21 protein-coding genes are annotated in these 16,546 nt (G+C 60.7%); 6 read left to right on the top strand and 15 right to left on the bottom strand.

The window, feature by feature from the left end; all coding sequences use genetic code 11:
* Positions 1–28: 28 nt before the first annotated feature.
* From ACXYMO_RS05800 to ACXYMO_RS05790, 3 genes are all read right to left on the bottom strand, one after another.
* Positions 29–1,387: a glutamine synthetase family protein gene (locus ACXYMO_RS05800; RefSeq protein ID WP_458877705.1), complete on the bottom strand. Its 1,359-nt coding sequence runs from the start codon at positions 1,385–1,387 to the stop codon at positions 29–31.
* On the bottom strand, positions 1,387–2,067 hold the full coding sequence (locus tag ACXYMO_RS05795; protein ID WP_458877704.1) for a type 1 glutamine amidotransferase: 681 nt from the start codon (positions 2,065–2,067) through the stop codon (positions 1,387–1,389). The genes ACXYMO_RS05800 and ACXYMO_RS05795 overlap by 1 nt, the downstream gene beginning before the upstream one ends.
* A gap of 63 nt (positions 2,068–2,130) precedes the next feature.
* A complete protein-coding gene (locus ACXYMO_RS05790) occupies positions 2,131–3,450 on the bottom strand; it encodes a glutamine synthetase family protein (RefSeq protein WP_458877703.1) in 1,320 nt (439 codons plus the stop codon).
* A 324-nt stretch (positions 3,451–3,774) separates the two neighbouring features.
* Between ACXYMO_RS05790 and ACXYMO_RS05785 the strand changes: the two genes are divergently transcribed.
* Complete coding sequence (locus tag ACXYMO_RS05785) at positions 3,775–4,458, top strand: hypothetical protein (protein WP_458877702.1); 684 nt, start codon at positions 3,775–3,777, stop codon at positions 4,456–4,458.
* Here the strand turns inward: ACXYMO_RS05785 and ACXYMO_RS05780 are convergent, their stop codons facing one another.
* The 11 genes from ACXYMO_RS05780 to secG all read right to left on the bottom strand — a co-directional run bounded on the left by ACXYMO_RS05780 (position 4,459) and on the right by secG (position 12,734).
* Complete coding sequence (locus ACXYMO_RS05780; RefSeq protein WP_458877701.1) at positions 4,459–5,265, bottom strand: ABC transporter permease; 807 nt, start codon at positions 5,263–5,265, stop codon at positions 4,459–4,461.
* Positions 5,262–6,149 (bottom strand): ABC transporter permease, encoded by an 888-nt coding sequence (locus ACXYMO_RS05775; RefSeq protein WP_458877700.1) that lies wholly within the window; start codon positions 6,147–6,149, stop codon positions 5,262–5,264. The genes ACXYMO_RS05780 and ACXYMO_RS05775 overlap by 4 nt, the downstream gene beginning before the upstream one ends.
* A 56-nt stretch (positions 6,150–6,205) precedes the next feature.
* Positions 6,206–6,940 (bottom strand): transporter substrate-binding domain-containing protein, encoded by a 735-nt coding sequence (locus ACXYMO_RS05770; protein ID WP_458877699.1) that lies wholly within the window; start codon positions 6,938–6,940, stop codon positions 6,206–6,208.
* A 24-nt stretch (positions 6,941–6,964) separates the two neighbouring features.
* Positions 6,965–7,741 (bottom strand): ABC transporter ATP-binding protein, encoded by a 777-nt coding sequence (locus ACXYMO_RS05765; protein ID WP_458877896.1) that lies wholly within the window; start codon positions 7,739–7,741, stop codon positions 6,965–6,967.
* A gap of 127 nt (positions 7,742–7,868) precedes the next feature.
* Positions 7,869–8,603, bottom strand: coding sequence for a phosphate/phosphite/phosphonate ABC transporter substrate-binding protein (locus ACXYMO_RS05760; RefSeq protein ID WP_458877698.1), 735 nt, complete (start codon positions 8,601–8,603; stop codon positions 7,869–7,871).
* The gene (locus ACXYMO_RS05755; protein ID WP_458877697.1) at positions 8,600–9,037 is read right to left on the bottom strand and encodes a tellurite resistance TerB family protein; all 438 of its coding nucleotides are present in this window, start codon (positions 9,035–9,037) and stop codon (positions 8,600–8,602) included. Before ACXYMO_RS05755 ends, ACXYMO_RS05760 begins: the two co-directional genes overlap by 4 nt.
* Before the next feature lie 40 nt (positions 9,038–9,077).
* Positions 9,078–9,518, bottom strand: coding sequence for a tellurite resistance TerB family protein (locus tag ACXYMO_RS05750; protein ID WP_458877696.1), 441 nt, complete (start codon positions 9,516–9,518; stop codon positions 9,078–9,080).
* Positions 9,519–9,560: 42 nt separating this feature from the next.
* Positions 9,561–9,854, bottom strand: a complete 294-nt coding sequence (locus tag ACXYMO_RS05745) for a DUF1330 domain-containing protein (protein ID WP_458877695.1) — start codon at positions 9,852–9,854, stop codon at positions 9,561–9,563.
* Between the two features lie 12 nt (positions 9,855–9,866).
* Entirely contained in the window at positions 9,867–10,532 is a 666-nt protein-coding gene (locus ACXYMO_RS05740) for a hypothetical protein (RefSeq protein WP_458877694.1), read from the bottom strand.
* A gap of 20 nt (positions 10,533–10,552) precedes the next feature.
* Complete coding sequence (locus ACXYMO_RS05735; protein ID WP_458877693.1) at positions 10,553–12,196, bottom strand: CTP synthase; 1,644 nt, start codon at positions 12,194–12,196, stop codon at positions 10,553–10,555.
* 172 nt (positions 12,197–12,368) lie between these two features.
* Positions 12,369–12,734, bottom strand: coding sequence for a preprotein translocase subunit SecG (gene secG / locus ACXYMO_RS05730; protein WP_458877692.1), 366 nt, complete (start codon positions 12,732–12,734; stop codon positions 12,369–12,371).
* 113 nt (positions 12,735–12,847) lie between these two features.
* On the opposite strand from secG, the gene nthA reads away from it, so the two are divergent.
* Genes nthA through ACXYMO_RS05715 form a run of 3 tightly spaced genes read left to right on the top strand, consistent with a single transcriptional unit; the run spans position 12,848 to position 14,459 of the window.
* Complete coding sequence (gene nthA, locus ACXYMO_RS05725; protein ID WP_458877691.1) at positions 12,848–13,468, top strand: nitrile hydratase subunit alpha; 621 nt, start codon at positions 12,848–12,850, stop codon at positions 13,466–13,468.
* Positions 13,465–14,142 carry a nitrile hydratase subunit beta gene (nthB, locus tag ACXYMO_RS05720; protein ID WP_458877690.1) on the top strand — a complete coding sequence of 226 codons (678 nt, stop codon included), beginning with the start codon at positions 13,465–13,467 and terminating at the stop codon, positions 14,140–14,142. The genes nthA and nthB overlap by 4 nt, the downstream gene beginning before the upstream one ends.
* Positions 14,139–14,459, top strand: coding sequence for a nitrile hydratase accessory protein (locus ACXYMO_RS05715; protein WP_458877689.1), 321 nt, complete (start codon positions 14,139–14,141; stop codon positions 14,457–14,459). Before nthB ends, ACXYMO_RS05715 begins: the two co-directional genes overlap by 4 nt.
* Before the next feature lie 9 nt (positions 14,460–14,468).
* Here the strand turns inward: ACXYMO_RS05715 and ACXYMO_RS05710 are convergent, their stop codons facing one another.
* Positions 14,469–14,864, bottom strand: coding sequence for a DUF6524 family protein (locus ACXYMO_RS05710; protein WP_458877688.1), 396 nt, complete (start codon positions 14,862–14,864; stop codon positions 14,469–14,471).
* A gap of 153 nt (positions 14,865–15,017) precedes the next feature.
* Between ACXYMO_RS05710 and ACXYMO_RS05705 the strand changes: the two genes are divergently transcribed.
* Positions 15,018–16,313: an adenylosuccinate synthase gene (locus ACXYMO_RS05705; protein WP_458877687.1), complete on the top strand. Its 1,296-nt coding sequence runs from the start codon at positions 15,018–15,020 to the stop codon at positions 16,311–16,313.
* Positions 16,313–16,546 carry a DUF2842 domain-containing protein gene (locus tag ACXYMO_RS05700; RefSeq protein ID WP_458877686.1) on the top strand — a complete coding sequence of 78 codons (234 nt, stop codon included), beginning with the start codon at positions 16,313–16,315 and terminating at the stop codon, positions 16,544–16,546. The genes ACXYMO_RS05705 and ACXYMO_RS05700 overlap by 1 nt, the downstream gene beginning before the upstream one ends.

The raw sequence follows: 16,546 nt of genomic DNA, 5'->3' as shown, positions 1-16,546 counted from the left end.
GATCCGCCGGTTGACCGCGGCATGCGCATCAGACGTTCAGCAAAAGATGCTCACGCTCCCATGGAGAGATCACCTGCAGGAATTCTTCGTATTCCGCGCGCTTCACGATGCCATAGACCCGCGCGAATTCCGGGCCCAGGATGCCGTGCAGGTCGGTTGCCTCGTCAAACAGGTCCAAGGCCTGTCCGAGAACGCGCGGGATGCTCTCGGCACTGTCATAGGCATCCCCCTTGGTCTGCCGGTCGGGGCGCTGCTCTTCGGTTAGCCCCAGATACCCACAGGCCAGGCTGGCCGCGATGCCCAGGTACGGGTTACAGTCCATGCCGGCCAGACGGTTTTCAACCCGACGCGCCTCGGGGCCGGACAGGGGCACGCGAATGCCCGTGGTGCGGTTGTCCCGCCCCCAGCTGAGGTTGATGGGGGCCGCGTGATCCTTCACATAGCGGCGGTAACTGTTCACATAAGGCGCAAGTACCGCGATGGCCGAGGGCAGGTGGTTCTGCAATCCGGCGATAAAGTGGAAAAACGCATCGGTTTCGCCACCTTGCGGCCCCGAAAACAGGTTCTGCCCAGTTTCGGTATCCACGATCGAGTGGTGAATATGCATCGCGCTGCCGGGTTCGTCCTCGATCGGTTTGGCCATGAAGGTGGCAAAACAATCGTGGCGCAATGCGGCTTCGCGGATCAGGCGTTTGAAATAGAACACCTCGTCGGCCAGTTTCACGGGATCGCCATGGCGCAGGTTGATTTCCAACTGCCCAGCGCCGCCTTCCTGTGTGATGCCGTCGATCTCGAACCCCTGCGCCTCGGCAAAGTCATAGATATCGTCGATCACCGGGCCGAATTCATCGACTGCGGTCATGGAATAGGCCTGGCGCGCGGCGGCGGGACGGCCGGACCGGCCCATCATCGGTTCGATGGCCTTGGCCGGGTCGATGTTGCGCGCCACCAGAAAGAATTCCATTTCCGGCGCGACAATCGGTTTCCAGCCTTTCTTGTGATAAAGCTGCACAACCCGTTTCAGCACATTGCGCGGGCTGAACGGGATGGGAACGCCGTCACGGTCGAATGCATCGTGGATCACCTGCAACGTCCAGTCCGCCGTCCAGGGGGCGGCGGTGGCGGTGGTCATGTCCGGTTTCAGGATCATGTCGCGTTCGATGAACCCTTCTTCACCGGCCGCTTCGCCCCAGTCACCTGTGATGGTCTGGTAAAAGATGCTGTCAGGCAGGTGGAAAGACGTCTGGCGCATGAACTTGCTGGCCGGAACGGCCTTGCCCCGCGCAATGCCGGGCAGGTCCGAGACGATGCATTCGACCTCGTCCAGACGCTTGCCGTCCAGATACGCACGGGCCGGTGCGGGCAAACTGTCGGTCCAGTTTTTCATTACGGTCTCTTTTCCTTGAAAAACGCGGCCATCCGGGCGGCGATATCAGCACTGGACACCGGCCCCCCGAGCCGCTGTTCGGCATCTTCCAAAATGTCATCAGGCACCAGGCCACGCCCGCGTGTCTGGATCAGACCATGCACGAAACCGGCGTTGAATTCCGGGTGTGGCTGAACCGTCCAGATCGTATCGTCATAGGCCAGAATGGCATTTTCGCAAAAGGCGTTGCTAGCCAGAACCCGCGCACCTTCGGGGCGGCGCGTGACCTGATCCTGATGCCACGCGTTCAGCGCCAGTGTCTGACCACCCATATCATATTCCGTCCGCCCGACCGCCCAGCCACCGGCAAATTTCTCGACGGTCCCACCAAGCGCCTGAGCGATGATCTGATGGCCAAAGCAGACGCCGATCATCGGCTTGCGCAGCGCGTGGATGTCGCGGATCAACGCTTCGAGTTTCGGGATCCAGGGGTGATCTTCATAGGCGCCATGGCGCGATCCGGTAATCAGCCAGGCATCGGCAACCTCCGGTCCGGCCGGAAAACCCATGTCGACAACGCTGAAGGTTTCAAAGTCGAACCCATGACCTGACAGCAAGGTTCGAAACATCTGGTCATAGTCGCCCGACTCACCCATCAGGTCCTGGGGTGCGTGGCCGGTTTGCAGGATGCCGATTTTCATAAGTCACACGAGGGATTTGATCAAATCGACGGTATCCCAGCGATCTGACCGGGGCAAGAGGGGTCACACGGACTCGAGGTAACTGATCCAGTGGCTGTCGGCGGGAAGATCGGAAAACACGGCAAGTTCCTGCCGTTTGGTCATCACCAAATAGCGGATCAGTTTCGGCGGCAGGATCCGGGCGATCAGCGTATCGCTCTCGATCAGGTCGATGGCGTCCGACCAGCTCTGCGTCAGTTGCGGGACGCCGGTGATGTCATAGGCGTTTCCGGTGATTGGATCGGGAGGGGTCATCTTGTCCTCGATCCCGATCAGGGCTGCCCCCAGAATGGCGGACAATACCAAGTAGGGGTTGATGTCTCCGCCAGCGACCCGGTGTTCGATGCGCCGCGCCTCGGGGCCGCCGCTGGGAATGCGGATCGCCGCCGTGCGGTTTTCATAGGCCCAGACCGCATTGGTAGGCGCATGCGCGCCAGGCACCAGGCGATCATAGGAATTGCCATGCGGCGCAAAGATCAGCGTGCTGGCCGGCATGGCAGCCAGACATCCGGCCACCGCTTGGCGCAACAGATCTGTGCCCTTTGGCCCGCCGTCGTTGAAGATATTGTTGCCGTCCTTGTCCAGAACCGAGAAATGCACATGCATCCCGTTGCCCGCGTCATCGGGATAGGGTTTGGCCATGAAGGTCGCCGCGAACCCGTGCTGACGGGCCAGGCCGCGCACCAAGGCCTTGAACAACCACGCATCATCGGCCGCGCGCATCGCATCCTGATGGATCAGGTTCACCTCGAACTGGCCCAGCCCGGATTCGGAAATCACGGTGTCGGCCGGGATGCCCATCTGCCCGCAGGCCTCGTAAAGCGCGGTGAAATAGCGATCGAACGCATCCAGCTGGCGCACCGACAAAACCGCGTTGCCATTCAGGGGCCGACCGGTCACCGGATTGGTCGGCGCGTGGGGCAGGGCGCCGCTGTCGTCGATCAGGGTGAATTCCATTTCCGTGGCGGCCACCACCTGCCAGTTGCGCGCGGTGTAGCGATCGACTACCTCTTGCAGCGCATGGCGCGGGTCACCGACGAACGGCTCTCCGCGTTCGGTATACATCGTCATCGGCACCAGCGCCGAGGCACTTTCAAGCCAAGGCATCGGGACCGCGCCCCGCGACGTCGGCAACATGATCCCATCGGCATCGCCACTGTCGAAAACCAGCGGGCTGCCCTCGATATCGTTGCCCCACAGGTCCACATTCAGAACCGAAAGCGGCATGCGTACCGTGCCTTGATCCAGTTTTCCGGCATAGGACCCGGGCACGCGTTTTCCCCGCATCTGGCCGTTCAGATCACAGGCGGCAACACGGAATGTCGAGAATGAGCTAAGCTCCATAAAGCACCTGTTTCATGTGGCGATTTGTGCATTGCCAAAGGTGTATCCAAAGTGCACAGGACTGTCATGCGAATTTGATCAAATTCATTAGAATGGCGAAACAACTGCCGAGAACACAGCCAGTTTGTTCAAAAACTCGAGCGGTCTGCAAATTCTGGCCACATTGCGGCCCCGAAAAATCCTTATTTTCTAACACTATGGTCGATTGTTGTCGTACCCGGCACGACGCCCCCCCCCTGGGGTGTCGCCAAATACACACTCAGCGCCGTGAGAGCGTGCAGTGAGGCAGCTTGAGCAGGAAGCTGACTTGGCAAAGGACAAGACATGAAGACATCGAATACCGCCGATTTGGCATTTGGTCTGAACGCGCAGGATGTGGCCATGGACACCGGCGATCAACTGAGTGCGGAAACGCTCGCTCTGGTGCGCCAGACTGTCGAAGCTTCGGAAGGCAATGCCTCGGGTTCCAAACGCAAGATGCTGTTTTTCAACCGCGCGACGGGGGCGCCCCGATCATCCTTGTTTGCCGCAATCAAAAGGCGCCTGAGCGGTTTGTTTCGTAAACCCGCCAAGGTAGATGATGACGCAGTCCCCCAAGCCGCCGACGCCGCCAGCATCAGCAGGAAGAGACCCGATCGGATTTACCTGTTTTTGATCGCGTTTGCCGTGATCTTTTTTCTGCCGGTCTGGGTTGTGCCGACGGTGTTGTTGTTCACGATCATGACGCTGGCGATTATCTATCTCAGCCTTGGGCCGGATCGCATTACCGAGATCGTGTTGAACCGGTATGCAACGCTCAAGGAAAACAATCCCGAAAAAGCCGAGGCAACGCGCGTCTGGGCGCACGACTTTTCCCGGCGTCTTGAGCGGTTGGTGGCCAAACTGCCCGAAAGCTGGACACAAGGTTTGTACCTTCCCACGTTCGAAGAAGACGTCGACCCGGATGAAAAGTTCGCTCAGGACCCGTTCGAACGACTGGCGCAGCAATCACAGGCGCCGTCGGTCTGATCAGCGCAACAAGACGGGGCGCACGCGCAGCCGCGTGCGCTTGTCCTGCGGCAGGTGGCGGTTCAGCCGTTTGTTGATCAGGCCGAACACCCCCACGATCACCAGTGTGAACAGGATGAAATACCCCGCCAGAATGGGATAGGGCACAAAAGGGTTGAACGTCTTGTCGGCAAAATAGCTGGCATAATACAGCGCGTCGCCCCGTTGCTGCCAGGCCGGAAACCCCGAGAAAAACACAAGCGTCGTGGCGTGAAACAGAAAGATCGCCTCGTTCGTATAGGCCGGCCAGGCAAGCCGCAGCATTGTCGGCCAGATGATCCGGCGAAACCGGGGCCAGCCTGTCATGCCATAGGCATCCGCCGCCTCGATATCACCCTTGGGGATAGACCGCAGCGCGCCATAATAGATTTCCCCTGTATAGGCTGCCGTATTCAGAAACAGAACGATCAGTGCGCCAAGCCAGGCGGCGGTGAACGGGCCGAAAAAGGCGTGTTGGCTTTTCAGGCTGAGGAAGAAGAAATAGGCGAAAAAGAACTGGATGAACAACGGCGAGCCGCGGAAGACAAAGATGAACCATTCCGCGGGCTTGCGGGCCCATCTGTTGGCTGAACCTTTGGCCACCGCAAGGGCCGTGGCCAGAAAGAACCCGGAGATCAGGGCGAAGATCCCGAAATAGATGTTCCAGATCATGCCCGAGCCGATCAGCACGACTTGGTCGCACAGGGTAAAATCCTCGCGCGGAAGTAAACGTTCGCCAATCCCGAGACTACGCAGCCCATAATCCTGAAGGGTCTGAAGACAACTCATGTTGTGGCTGCCCTGCGCTGTGCTTCGCCACCGGCGGTCGCCTGACCGTGGGTGAGGCGTTTCATCAGTCGTTCCAGGGCAATTTCGGAAACCCGGGTAAAGGCAAGGTAGAACACAAGCAGGAACAGGAAATACCACATCCGCCAGTCACCATGCGGATAATCGGTGAAACGCGGTGTCTTGGTTCCGCCCAGTTCGCGTGCCCAATATACGATGTCTTCGATCCCGAGCAGAAACAAAAGCGGCGTCGCCTTGATCAGAACCATCCACAGGTTCGACAGGCCGGGCAGGGCATAGACCCACATCTGCGGCACAAGGATACGCCAGAAGGTCTGGCGCGGGGACATGCCATAGGCCTCGGCCGTTTCCAGCTGGGCGCGGGGCACGGCGCGCATGCCTCCAAAAAGGACATTCGCGGCAAAGGCCCCGAACACGATGGCAAAGGTAATCACGGCAATCGAGAACCCATAGGCCTCGTGCATCCACTGCGGAGCGCTGCCTTGCGGAAGTTTGGCCGCCTGACAAACGATGAAATCGCTGCCCTGGCGAATGGGCTGGTCCCAGTCGGGGCACAGCACCTTGTGGCGGACCCATTCGAACATCTGGTCCAGCGCAATGACGAAAAACAGGAAAAACGCGATGTCCGGCACGCCGCGCACCAGCGCGATATAGGATTTGCCGATCCAGCGCACCGGCGCAACAAGCGACCGCGCCGCCATGGCCCCCAGAAACCCAAAGCCCAGCGCAACCGGTGCCGTGATCGCCAACAGCAACAGAACCTTCAGGAAGGCCACGTAAAACGACATATGGACGCCGGTTGTCAGGTAACAGGACAACCATGACAGAGAACCAAGCGTTTCGGGGTCAGCGCAGTAGGAAAACATTCAGGGGGCTTGTCGGTCAGGAAAGGCCCACGCAGGCGCGGGCCTTCCGACATGACTCAGTAGGTCGTGGTTTCTTCGCCGAACCACTTTTTCAGCAGTTCGTTCAGCGTACCATCTTCCTTCATCGAGGTGATGGCAGCGTCGAACGTGTCGCGCAACTCGCCATCGCTTTCGCGCAGGCCCATGCCAACGCCACCACCCAGCGGGACGGGGTCACCGACAAAGACCAACTCGCCGTTGGATTCCTCGACCAGCGGGACGAGGTAATCGCGGTCGGCCAAGACGGCATCCGCCTCACCGTTGCGTACGGCGGCGATGGTTTCTTCGGGGGTTGCGAATTCAACCAGTGTCGCGCCGGATTCGGCCACGTGGCCGGCCTGAATGGTGGCCGTCTGCGCGGCTACGATTCCCGACGTCACATCGACATCCGCAGATGCGGCCACATAGGCCGAGGCGGTGGGCGGGAAATAATCCTGGGTAAAGTCGATCACTTCATCGCGTTCGGCGGTGATGCTCATACCGGCAATGATGGTGTCATAGTTGCCGGATACAAGGTTGGGGATGATCGAATCCCAATCGTTCTTGACCCATTCACAGGTCAGTTCGGCACGTTTGCACAGCTCATCACCGACTTCGCGCTCGAACCCGTCAACTTCGCCCTTGTCGTTGATGAAGTTGTACGGAGGATAGGCACCTTCGGTGCCCATGCGGATTGTTTTGCTGTGACCGGCGGCCAATGCAACCCCTGCCGAGAGCGCCAGCGCCATCGTGCCAAGTATCAGTTTTTTCATCAGGTATACTCCCTTGGTTTTTTGTTATGCCGCGTGGGTCGCAGACAGGAACCCGCGCAGTCGTTCTGATTTTGGTGCGCCAAACAGGGTGTGGGGCGGACCTTCTTCTTCGATCAGGCCCTGATGCAGGAACACGACATGGTCGCTCACATCATGGGCCAGTTTCATGTCATGGGTCACGATCAGCATCGTGCGTCCCTCGTTGGCCAGATCCTTGATCACCCTGACGACTTCCTGTTCCAGTTCGGGATCAAGCGCACTAGTCGGTTCATCGAACAACAGCGCCTCGGGCTCCATGCACAGGGCACGCGCAATGGCGGCGCGCTGTTGCTGGCCACCGGAAAGCTGCGCGGGATAGACATCGCATTTGTCGCCTATCCCGACCTTGTCCAGATGCATACGGGCGGTTTTTTCGACCTCGTCGCGGGGGCGGCGCAAAACGGTCAGAGGCGCCTCCATCACGTTTTGCAGAATGGTCATGTGGGCCCACAGGTTGAACTGCTGAAACACCATCGAGAGGTTGGTGCGGATGCGCAGAACCTGTTTGGGGTCCGCCGGGCGGCGGGCGTGGCCCGTGCCTTTCCACAACACCGGTTCACCCTTGAAAATGATGTCGCCCTGCTGGCTGTCTTCCAGCAGGTTGGCACAGCGCAGCAAGGTGGACTTGCCCGACCCGGACGATCCGATCAGCGACACCACATCGCCACGGCGCGCGGTAATGTCGACGCCTTTCAGCACCTCAAGCTGTCCATAGCTTTTGTGCAGGTTTCTGATTTCGATAACGGGTGGCGTATCTTGCACGATGCGTCCGGTATTGTTGAGCAGCTTCAGATCGGCAGTAGGAATGAAATTATTGCCCAATGCAACGTCCAAAAAGGAAATTCCGGCACCCAAACCGCCAAATTGACGGTAGGTCAAGTTGATTTGCCTAAGCGGTTGGCGTCTTGGACAGGGCCAGATAGTCCGCCGCGGGAATGTCGATCAGTCCGTTCAGGTACAGCGCGTCACGATCCGCGCGATCCAGATCGCCGATGGCGGCGCGCACGGCACCGGCGATCGGGGCAGGGTCGTTTTGAACGGCGGTGATCAGGGGCAGTCCCGGGGTTGGCGCGGTCACATCGATCACCCGCAGCCGCCCCGCGACCGGGTCATGCGCGCACAGCAATCGCCAGGTCAACGCGTCGATGCCGGCCATGTCCGCGCGGCCCTGCGCCACAGCACGGGCCGACTCTGCATGTGCACCGGATTCCAGGTGGTGTTCAAACCCGATGCCGAGGGCCGAAAGGTGGGCTGTGGGCGCGGCCCAGCCCGACTGTGACATCTTTTCGTTATAAGCCAGCGTTCCGCCCGCAAATGCACCCGGGGTATCGCCATCGGCCTCGTTGCGAACCACGAGGACCGAATTGTAATAGCCGGGCGGACACCCGGGCAGGGCGTAATCCGGAGTGCCCACCAGCGTGACCTGGTCATGCAGGCGGCTGCGGTAGGGCAGGCCACAGGTCTGGGCGAGAATCAGATCGCGCGATGTCCAGATCTCCCAGAAATCGCCGGCGCGGGTCAAACGTGCGGGGCCATACCCCAGACGCGCCTGAATTGCCTGCCAGAACCTGTCGTTCGCGCCTTGGATCGCGGGCATGTCATACATGCCCAGGGCCGCAATCACGCGCGCGCGGCCTTTTGGCGGGCCAGGGCACTGTCGCGATCGGTGACGCCCAACAGGCTGGCCACCAGCCGCAGCAAAGCATCTTCTTCGTGGGCGCGTTCCCCGTCGGCCAGAACCACCTGCCACAGGCTTTCGACCACGGCGCGGCGATCCTCGTAGGGCACGGCATCCTTGATCGCGCGGGTAAAGCGCACGGTATCGGGGGCCTCGCTCTCCAGCGTTTCGGCCCGGCTGCGCAAATCCTGCGCCTGATCCGGCGTCAGGCCATACCGCCCGGCGGTGATCTGGTCGATCAGGGCAACTTCGGACGCGGCATAGTCATGGTCGGACCGGGCAACGCGCACCATCAGTGCGGTCAGCGCCAGGCGCGCGTCGTCATCGCTCAGGGGCGCGGGGGCGGGGGCGGTCAACCGCCGAAGGAAATCACCAAACATGATCGGGATATAAGAAGTGTCGGCGGTGACGCCAACCGGTTTATTGCTTGTTCAACGCCCGGTCGCGCGCGGCCTCGCTGTCGGCAAAGGACAGGCCCATGGCCTTGCGCGCGTCTTCGACGATGCGCAATTCGCCCTTTTTCTGTTCACCGTCGGCCAGAACGACCTCCCACAGGGCGTCAAGCGCGGCTAGGCGTTCTTCCAGACCGGTGGTTTCGCGGATCAGCTTGCCGAACGTGTCGGTGTCCGGCGCGGCGGCGTGCAGTTTTTCGCAGGTCGCGCGGACCTTGGCGGCCTCGATCGCATTGTGCTGGTACATCCGCGCCAGAATGCGATCGATCAGGCTGATCTCTTCCAGCTGATAGTCGCGGTCCGACTTGGCCACACGCACCAGCAATGCCCCCAGCGCCAGTTCGGCATCGGGGTCAGGCAGCGGCGGTGGTGTGCTCGGGCGGAACGCCTGGAAAAGCTTGCTCAACATTTAGGCAGAATATCCCAGATATTGCGGTTCGCCAAGCCTGTTCTACCCGTCATAGCCTTCGACAATCACAAGGTCCCCGGTCGAAACCGGATCGCGAATTGCCTTGGCTTCCTGATAGCCGGGGCTGTTGTAACAGGCGAGCGCGGTTTCATAGCTATCGAACTCCAAAACAACGATCCGGTCGCGGGATTGACCCTCGGCGATCTGCTTTTGACCGCCGCGCACAAGGAATCGGGCCCCGTATTCGGCGAAAGGGCCCGCGTTCGCCTTGATGTATTCCTTATAGGTGTCCAGATCGTCGACATCGACATGCGCCACCCAATATCCTTTTGCCATCGGAAATCCCTTTCAGCCTGTGAGAGCCCTACGCTGAAACAGAATGTCGTCAATGGCAATCCCACCCGGGTCCGTGTTCGTGATCGACAGGGCGGAAATGCGCGGGCCTTGTGCGTTCGCCAGAAACCCGAAATCGGTGATTCCATGCCCCAGCGGTAAGTCCCGGCTGTCCAAGACGGACCCGTCGAGGGCATAAAAGGTGATCCGCGCGGCACCGGGGCGGGGCCGCACGCCCAGCGGGTCGGGGTAATCGGCGTGAATGCGCAGAGCAATAGCATCCTGAGCGGTGTCAAAGACCACGGAAACCGCGCCTTCGCCCCGCGCTGAAATATCGGGAAACCCTGTTGGACCCAGTGGGAACAGCGCGTTCGACCCAAAGCCACGGTGATAGGCGACAGACAGGTTTCGCCCCGCCGCGCCCGGCAGGGCACGGGGTGGGCGCCCAAGGTCGGCAATTGCGATATCATCATGGGTGTCGCGCGCACCAACCACCTGACCGGCAAGCCGCTCGCCCACGGTTGCCCCGTCCATGCGATAGAGCCCGTCAAGGTTCAGGCCCGGTTCGGTTCGGCTGGGCACGTCCTCAAACGAAATACGCCCGCCCAAGGATTGGGCGAGCGTATCGTAATCAACCTGTTGAACCTGTGCGGCGGCCGCGCTGGCAAGGGTCAGAGACATAAGGACTGCCGCGGCGATCCTCATACCAGACGCGAAGTTTCCGTGGCGGCGCGGACAAAATCCTTGAACAGGGGATGCGGATCAAAGGGTTTGGATTTCAATTCGGGGTGGAACTGGACCCCGATAAACCACGGATGATCCGTCCATTCCACGATTTCCGGCAGACGCCCGTCCGGGGACATTCCGGAAAATGTCAGCCCGACTTCCTCAAGCTTTTCGCGATACTTGATGTCGACCTCATAGCGATGGCGATGGCGTTCTTCGATCTCGGTCGTGCCATAGATCTCAGCCACCCGCGACCCCGGCTTGAGCGATGCGTTATAGGCGCCCAACCGCATGGTGCCGCCCTTGTCGTCGCCAACCTTGCGTTCGACCTTGTGACTGCCCTGCACCCATTCCTTGAGATGATAGACCACCGGCTCGAACCGTTTTTTGCCGGCCTCGTGATCGAATTCTTCGGACCCGGCGGTTTTCAGGCCGGCCACGTTGCGGGCCGCTTCGATCACGGCCATTTGCATGCCCAGACAGATGCCGAGGTAGGGCACGTTATGTTCGCGGGCAAATTGCGCGGCCTTGATCTTGCCCTCGGTTCCGCGTTCGCCAAACCCGCCCGGCACCAGGATGGCCTGAAACCCTTCGAGATAGGGCGCGGGATCCTCGGTATCGAAAATCTCGGCATCGACCCATTCGACCTTGACCTTGACCCGGTTGGCCATGCCGCCGTGGGTCAACGCCTCGGCAATGGATTTATAGGCGTCTTCGAGCTGAATATATTTGCCGACGATGGCGACCTTGATCTCGCCTTCGGGGTTATAGATGCGGTCGGCCACGTCTTCCCAGCGGTCCAGATTGGGTTTGGGCGCCGGGGCGATCTGAAATGCGTCCAGAACCGCCTGATCCATCCCTTCGCGGTGATAGGCCAGCGGCGCTTCGTAGATTGATTTCAGATCCTGCGCGGCGATCACCGCATCCGGACGCACGTTGCAGAACAGGGCCAGCTTTTCGCGTTCCTTGTCGGGGATCGGCCCCTCGGAGCGGCAGACCAGAATATCGGGCGCGATGCCGATGCTGCGCAATTCCTTGACGCTGTGCTGGGTCGGTTTGGTTTTCAGTTCGCCGCTGGCCTTGATAAAGGGCAGCAGTGTCAGATGCATGAAAATGCACTGGCCGCGCGGCTTGTCCTGGCTGAACTGACGAATGGCTTCGAAAAACGGCAGGCCTTCGATATCGCCAACGGTGCCGCCGATTTCGCACAGCATGAAATCGACCTCATCCTCGCCGATGCTGATGAAATCCTTGATCTCGTTGGTGACGTGCGGGATCACCTGAATGGTTTTGCCCAGATAATCGCCACGCCGTTCCTTTTCCAACACGGTGGAATAGATGCGCCCGGAACTCACCGAATCCGTCTTGCGCGCCGCGACGCCGGTGAACCGTTCGTAATGGCCAAGGTCCAGATCGGTTTCGGCCCCGTCATCGGTGACGAAGACTTCGCCATGTTCAAACGGGCTCATCGTACCGGGATCGACGTTCAGATAGGGGTCCAGCTTGCGCAGCCGCACGGAATAGCCACGGGCCTGCAACAGCGCGCCCAAAGCCGCCGAAGCCAGCCCTTTGCCGAGAGAGGAGACAACCCCGCCAGTGATGAAAATGAAACGCGCCATAGGTGTCGCCTGCCCCCGTGAAAAGTCGAAATTATTTTGCCCAACGGTTCGCAAAAAACCGAAGCATCACGGGAGTCCATCAATAAAGGATTCGCGCAGCAAGGGCAAGGGAGCCGCAACATGATGTTGCGGAATATTCCCTTTGGTCAAGGTATTGTGGATTGTCGTCCCGTCAGTCCGCTTTCGGAACCAGCGGAGCGTCGTCGCCTTCGGCTGGCGGCAGCAGGCTGTCGCCCGACGGAATCGGCACCGGTGCGCTTTCTTCGGCGGCTGGGGCAGGAACGCCCAGACGGTCGATCACCGAAGTGCCCGCCGCCTTTTGCGCGGCCAGAACGGTCAGCGTCAGCGATGTACAGATAAAGGCCACGGCCAACAGCCATGTCAGCTTGCTGAGTGCGGTCGCGGCCGAGCGTCCGCTCATCGCGCCGCCTCCGCCACCGCCCATACCAAGCCCACCGCCCTCGGAGCGTTGAAGCAGAACGATACCGATCAGTCCAAAAGAAAGGATCAGGTGGATGATGAGTACGACGTTTTCCATGAAGACCTGCGGCTGTGGCGTGTAACGCTGGGTATGTATGAAAGAATGCCGACCGGGGCAAGGGAGGATGTTGAGACTGGACAATCATGTGTGACACTGGGCAATCTTGGCCCATGCCACATGACCATCACGACGACGATCACCCCCATGCGCTGTTGCCGCCCGAGCCTGCCCTCAGGGTCAAGGCGCTTGAGACGATTCTGACCCGCAAGGGGCTGGTCGATCCGGCCGCGCTGGATGAAATCATCGACACCTATGAAAACCGGATCGGCCCGCGCAACGGGGCGGACGTGGTTGCCCGCGCCTGGACCGACGCGGGGTTTCGCACCGCGTTGATGGAGGACGCGACGGCGCTGATGCAGGACCTGGGATATTACGGGCGTCAGGGCGAACATATCGTGGCGGTGGAAAACACCGACTCGGTTCACAACATGGTCGTCTGCACCCTGTGCAGCTGTTACCCATGGTCGCTTTTGGGGATACCGCCGGGCTGGTACAAATCCGATGCCTACCGCGCCCGCGTCGTTCGGGAGCCGCGCAAGGTTCTGGCCGACTTCGGCGTCACGCTGCCCGACAGCACCGCCGTGCGCGTCTGGGATTCGACCGCCGAGGTGCGATATCTGGTGATCCCGCGCCGCCCCGACGGGACCAATGGGATGGATGCTGCGGCGCTGACCGATCTGGTCACCCGCGACAGCATGATCGGAACCGGCCTCGCCCGGGTGCCCGCATGACACGCGTGCATGACATGGGCGGGCGGTTCGGCGATGGCCCGGTGCAGCCCGAAGGTGAGGGCGCGCCGGTGTTTCCCGAACCTTGGCATGCCCGCGCGCTGGCCGTGACCCTGGCGGCAGGCGGATTGGGAAAATGGAACATCGACACCTCCCGTCATGCGCGCGAATGCCTGTCGCCCAAGGATTATTCCCGGTTTTCCTACTACGAGAAATGGATCTCGGCGCTGGCCGACCTGCTGGTCACTGCCGATCAGGTCACACTGGACGAGCTTCGAAACCCCGACTCGGTTGATCCGGGGCCCCTGTCGGAGGCCGCCTTGAAGGCGGCACAGGTCCAATCCGTCCTGGCGCGCGGCGGTCCGGCGGATCGCGAAAGTAATGTCGCGCCAGTGTTCTGCGTCGGTCAAACGGTGCAAACGTGCCGCCCGGCCGAAAACCGGCTGGTCGATGGCGGGCATACGCGATTGCCGTCCTATGCTACCGGTGCCAAGGGGCGCATCCTGCGCTATCACGGAACGCATGTTCTGCCCGATAGCAACGCCCATGGTCTGGGCGAAGCGCCCGAACCGCTTTACGCGGTGGCCTTTGCCGCATCCGAGCTGTGGGCGCATCCCGAACACCCCGATGACGAGGTCATCCTCGACCTTTGGCAATCCTACCTTGCGCCGGCATGACTGAAGCGCGACCAGACCCCGTATTCGCCGAACCCTGGCATGCCCAGGTCTTTGCCCTGACCGTGCATCTGAACGAATCCGGGCGGTTCACCTGGCCCGACTGGGCCGCGCGCTTTGGCGCGACGCTTGCCAAACACGGGCTGAACCGCGATCTGGACGGGGGGGATGATTATTTCAACGCATGGCTTGAAACGCTGGAAAACCTGCTGGCTGAAGAGGGGTGCGCAGGTATGGACGAGGCGGCGCAGATGCGCGCGGCGTGGGAGCGTGCTTATCTGACCACGCCGCACGGCGAGCCGGTAAAGTTGAAAACCTGAGCCGCGGGTCTATTCGTCGACGTCGTCCATGTCGGCCTGACCCGACAGTTTGCGCCGCACGTGGCTCCAGCTCAGCCCGATGCCCAGAACAAAAGACAATGCAATCAGCCCCAGCCAGACATTCATGTCGCGGTTGTCCAGCGTCAGTATGCCGAAATCATAGAGCACCCACAGCAAGGCCGCGACGACGGCCAGCACCAGGAACATCCCGAAACCGCCGATCGAACGCAACGTGGCGCGCAGGTAGATGATATAGCCGATCAGCAAAAGCAGCCCCAACAGGACGGTCACCGACATCGAGTTTTCGAAATTGACCCTGGCCCAGCGGAGGAAATTGAATTCGGTGGGGTTATAGGTCAGCGCCAGAAGCAGAAACGCAAAAAGCCAACGAAATAAGATGCCCATGGTCAGGTCCGCCTGTATTTTTGCGGGCAGATTTGCCTAAGGTGGCAAAACTGTCCAGCCTTTCGCGGCGCTGCGTCGAAATTGCGGTTTCACTGTTGCACGCGCATCGGTATACGGGCGCGGGTTTGATAAGAACGCAGTAAAGGACCGGATATGGCCAACGTCGTCGTTGTCGGCGCCCAGTGGGGTGACGAAGGTAAGGGCAAGATCGTGGACTGGCTCAGCGAACGCGCCGATGTCATCGCGCGTTTTCAGGGCGGGCACAACGCGGGCCACACTCTGGTCATCGATGGTGAGGTCTACAAACTGAACGCGCTGCCGTCCGGTGTTGTCCGCGGCGGCAAACTGTCGGTCATCGGCAACGGCGTTGTGCTGGATCCCTGGCACCTAGTGGCCGAGATCGCCAAGATCCGCGAACAGGGCGTCGATATTTCACCCGAAACCCTGATGATCGCGGAAAACACGCCGCTGATCCTGCCGATCCATGGTGAGTTGGATCGCGCACGGGAAGAGGCGGCTTCGAAAGGGACCAAGATCGGCACCACGGGCCGTGGTATCGGCCCGGCCTATGAGGACAAGGTTGGCCGCCGGTCTGTGCGCGTGGCCGATCTTGCAGACGATGCGACGCTCGAGGCCCGCGTGGACCGCGCGCTTCAGCATCACGATCCGCTGCGCAGGGGGCTGGGGATCGAACCCGTTGATCGCGACAAGCTGGTTGCCGATCTCAAGGCGATCGCCCAAGATATCCTGCCCTATGCGGCACCTGTCTGGAAGGTGCTGAACGAAAAGAGAAAATCGGGCAAGCGGATCCTGTTCGAAGGGGCGCAGGGCGCGCTTTTGGACATTGATTTCGGCACCTATCCGTTTGTGACGTCCTCAAACGTGATTGCCGGTCAGGCAGCCACTGGCGTCGGGCTGGGGCCGACCTCCATCGATTACGTTCTGGGCATCGTAAAAGCCTATACCACCCGCGTGGGTGAAGGCCCGTTCCCGACCGAACTGGACGATGCGGACGGTCAGCGGCTGGGCGAGCGGGGCCATGAATTCGGCACCGTGACCGGGCGAAAACGCCGCTGCGGCTGGTTCGACGCCGCCCTTGTCCGTCAAACCTGCGCGACATCGGGCGTCACCGGTATCTCATTGACAAAGCTGGATGTTCTGGACGGGTTCGAGACACTGAAAATCTGTGTCGGGTACACATTGGACGGCCAGACGCTGGATTACCTGCCCACGGCTGCAGATGAGCAGGCCCGCTGCGTCCCCGTCTATGAAGAGATCGAAGGCTGGAGCGGGTCGACCGAGGGCGCACGCAGCTGGGCGGACCTTCCTGCGGCGGCCATCAAATATGTGCGCCGCATCGAGGAACTGATCGAATGCCCGGTGGCTCTGCTGTCGACCTCGCCCGAACGCGAAGACACCATTCTTGTCACTGACCCGTTCGCGGACTGATGGCGCTGTCTTACAAAGCGCGCCGCAGATGGGCCTTGGTCATCCTTTTGATCGGGCTGCCGCTCTATATCATCGCGGCGGTGACGGTCGTGAACATGATCGACCGCCCGTCGATATTGGTTGAACTGTTGGTCTATGTGGCCTTGGGCGTGATCTGGGCCTTGCCGTTCAAGTTCATCTTTCGCGGCGTTGGTCAGGCCGATCCCGATGCGTCCAAGAGCGATGACAAGTAA

The sequence above is a fragment of the Arenibacterium sp. CAU 1754 genome (assembly GCF_054482635.1).
Note: the sequence above shows the minus strand (reverse complement) of the source record. Positions and strands in the feature narration are given on the sequence as shown.

Bases quoted from the DNA above. Each gene is read 5' to 3' on its own strand.
- ACXYMO_RS05800 (WP_458877705.1), bottom strand. From the start codon at position 1,387: ATGAAAAACTGGACCGACAGTTTGCCCGCACCGGCCCGTGCGTATCTG.
- ACXYMO_RS05795 (WP_458877704.1), bottom strand. From the start codon at position 2,067: ATGAAAATCGGCATCCTGCAAACCGGCCACGCACCCCAGGACCTGATG.
- ACXYMO_RS05790 (WP_458877703.1), bottom strand. From the start codon at position 3,450: ATGGAGCTTAGCTCATTCTCGACATTCCGTGTTGCCGCCTGTGATCTG.
- ACXYMO_RS05785 (WP_458877702.1), top strand. From the start codon at position 3,775: ATGAAGACATCGAATACCGCCGATTTGGCATTTGGTCTGAACGCGCAG.
- ACXYMO_RS05780 (WP_458877701.1), bottom strand. From the start codon at position 5,265: ATGAGTTGTCTTCAGACCCTTCAGGATTATGGGCTGCGTAGTCTCGGG.
- ACXYMO_RS05775 (WP_458877700.1), bottom strand. From the start codon at position 6,149: ATGTTTTCCTACTGCGCTGACCCCGAAACGCTTGGTTCTCTGTCATGG.
- ACXYMO_RS05770 (WP_458877699.1), bottom strand. From the start codon at position 6,940: ATGAAAAAACTGATACTTGGCACGATGGCGCTGGCGCTCTCGGCAGGG.
- ACXYMO_RS05755 (WP_458877697.1), bottom strand. From the start codon at position 9,037: ATGTTTGGTGATTTCCTTCGGCGGTTGACCGCCCCCGCCCCCGCGCCC.
- ACXYMO_RS05750 (WP_458877696.1), bottom strand. From the start codon at position 9,518: ATGTTGAGCAAGCTTTTCCAGGCGTTCCGCCCGAGCACACCACCGCCG.
- ACXYMO_RS05745 (WP_458877695.1), bottom strand. From the start codon at position 9,854: ATGGCAAAAGGATATTGGGTGGCGCATGTCGATGTCGACGATCTGGAC.
- ACXYMO_RS05740 (WP_458877694.1), bottom strand. From the start codon at position 10,532: ATGTCTCTGACCCTTGCCAGCGCGGCCGCCGCACAGGTTCAACAGGTT.
- ACXYMO_RS05735 (WP_458877693.1), bottom strand. From the start codon at position 12,196: ATGGCGCGTTTCATTTTCATCACTGGCGGGGTTGTCTCCTCTCTCGGC.
- secG (WP_458877692.1), bottom strand. From the start codon at position 12,734: ATGGAAAACGTCGTACTCATCATCCACCTGATCCTTTCTTTTGGACTG.
- nthA (WP_458877691.1), top strand. From the start codon at position 12,848: ATGCCACATGACCATCACGACGACGATCACCCCCATGCGCTGTTGCCG.
- nthB (WP_458877690.1), top strand. From the start codon at position 13,465: ATGACACGCGTGCATGACATGGGCGGGCGGTTCGGCGATGGCCCGGTG.
- ACXYMO_RS05715 (WP_458877689.1), top strand. From the start codon at position 14,139: ATGACTGAAGCGCGACCAGACCCCGTATTCGCCGAACCCTGGCATGCC.
- ACXYMO_RS05710 (WP_458877688.1), bottom strand. From the start codon at position 14,864: ATGGGCATCTTATTTCGTTGGCTTTTTGCGTTTCTGCTTCTGGCGCTG.
- ACXYMO_RS05705 (WP_458877687.1), top strand. From the start codon at position 15,018: ATGGCCAACGTCGTCGTTGTCGGCGCCCAGTGGGGTGACGAAGGTAAG.
- ACXYMO_RS05700 (WP_458877686.1), top strand. From the start codon at position 16,313: ATGGCGCTGTCTTACAAAGCGCGCCGCAGATGGGCCTTGGTCATCCTT.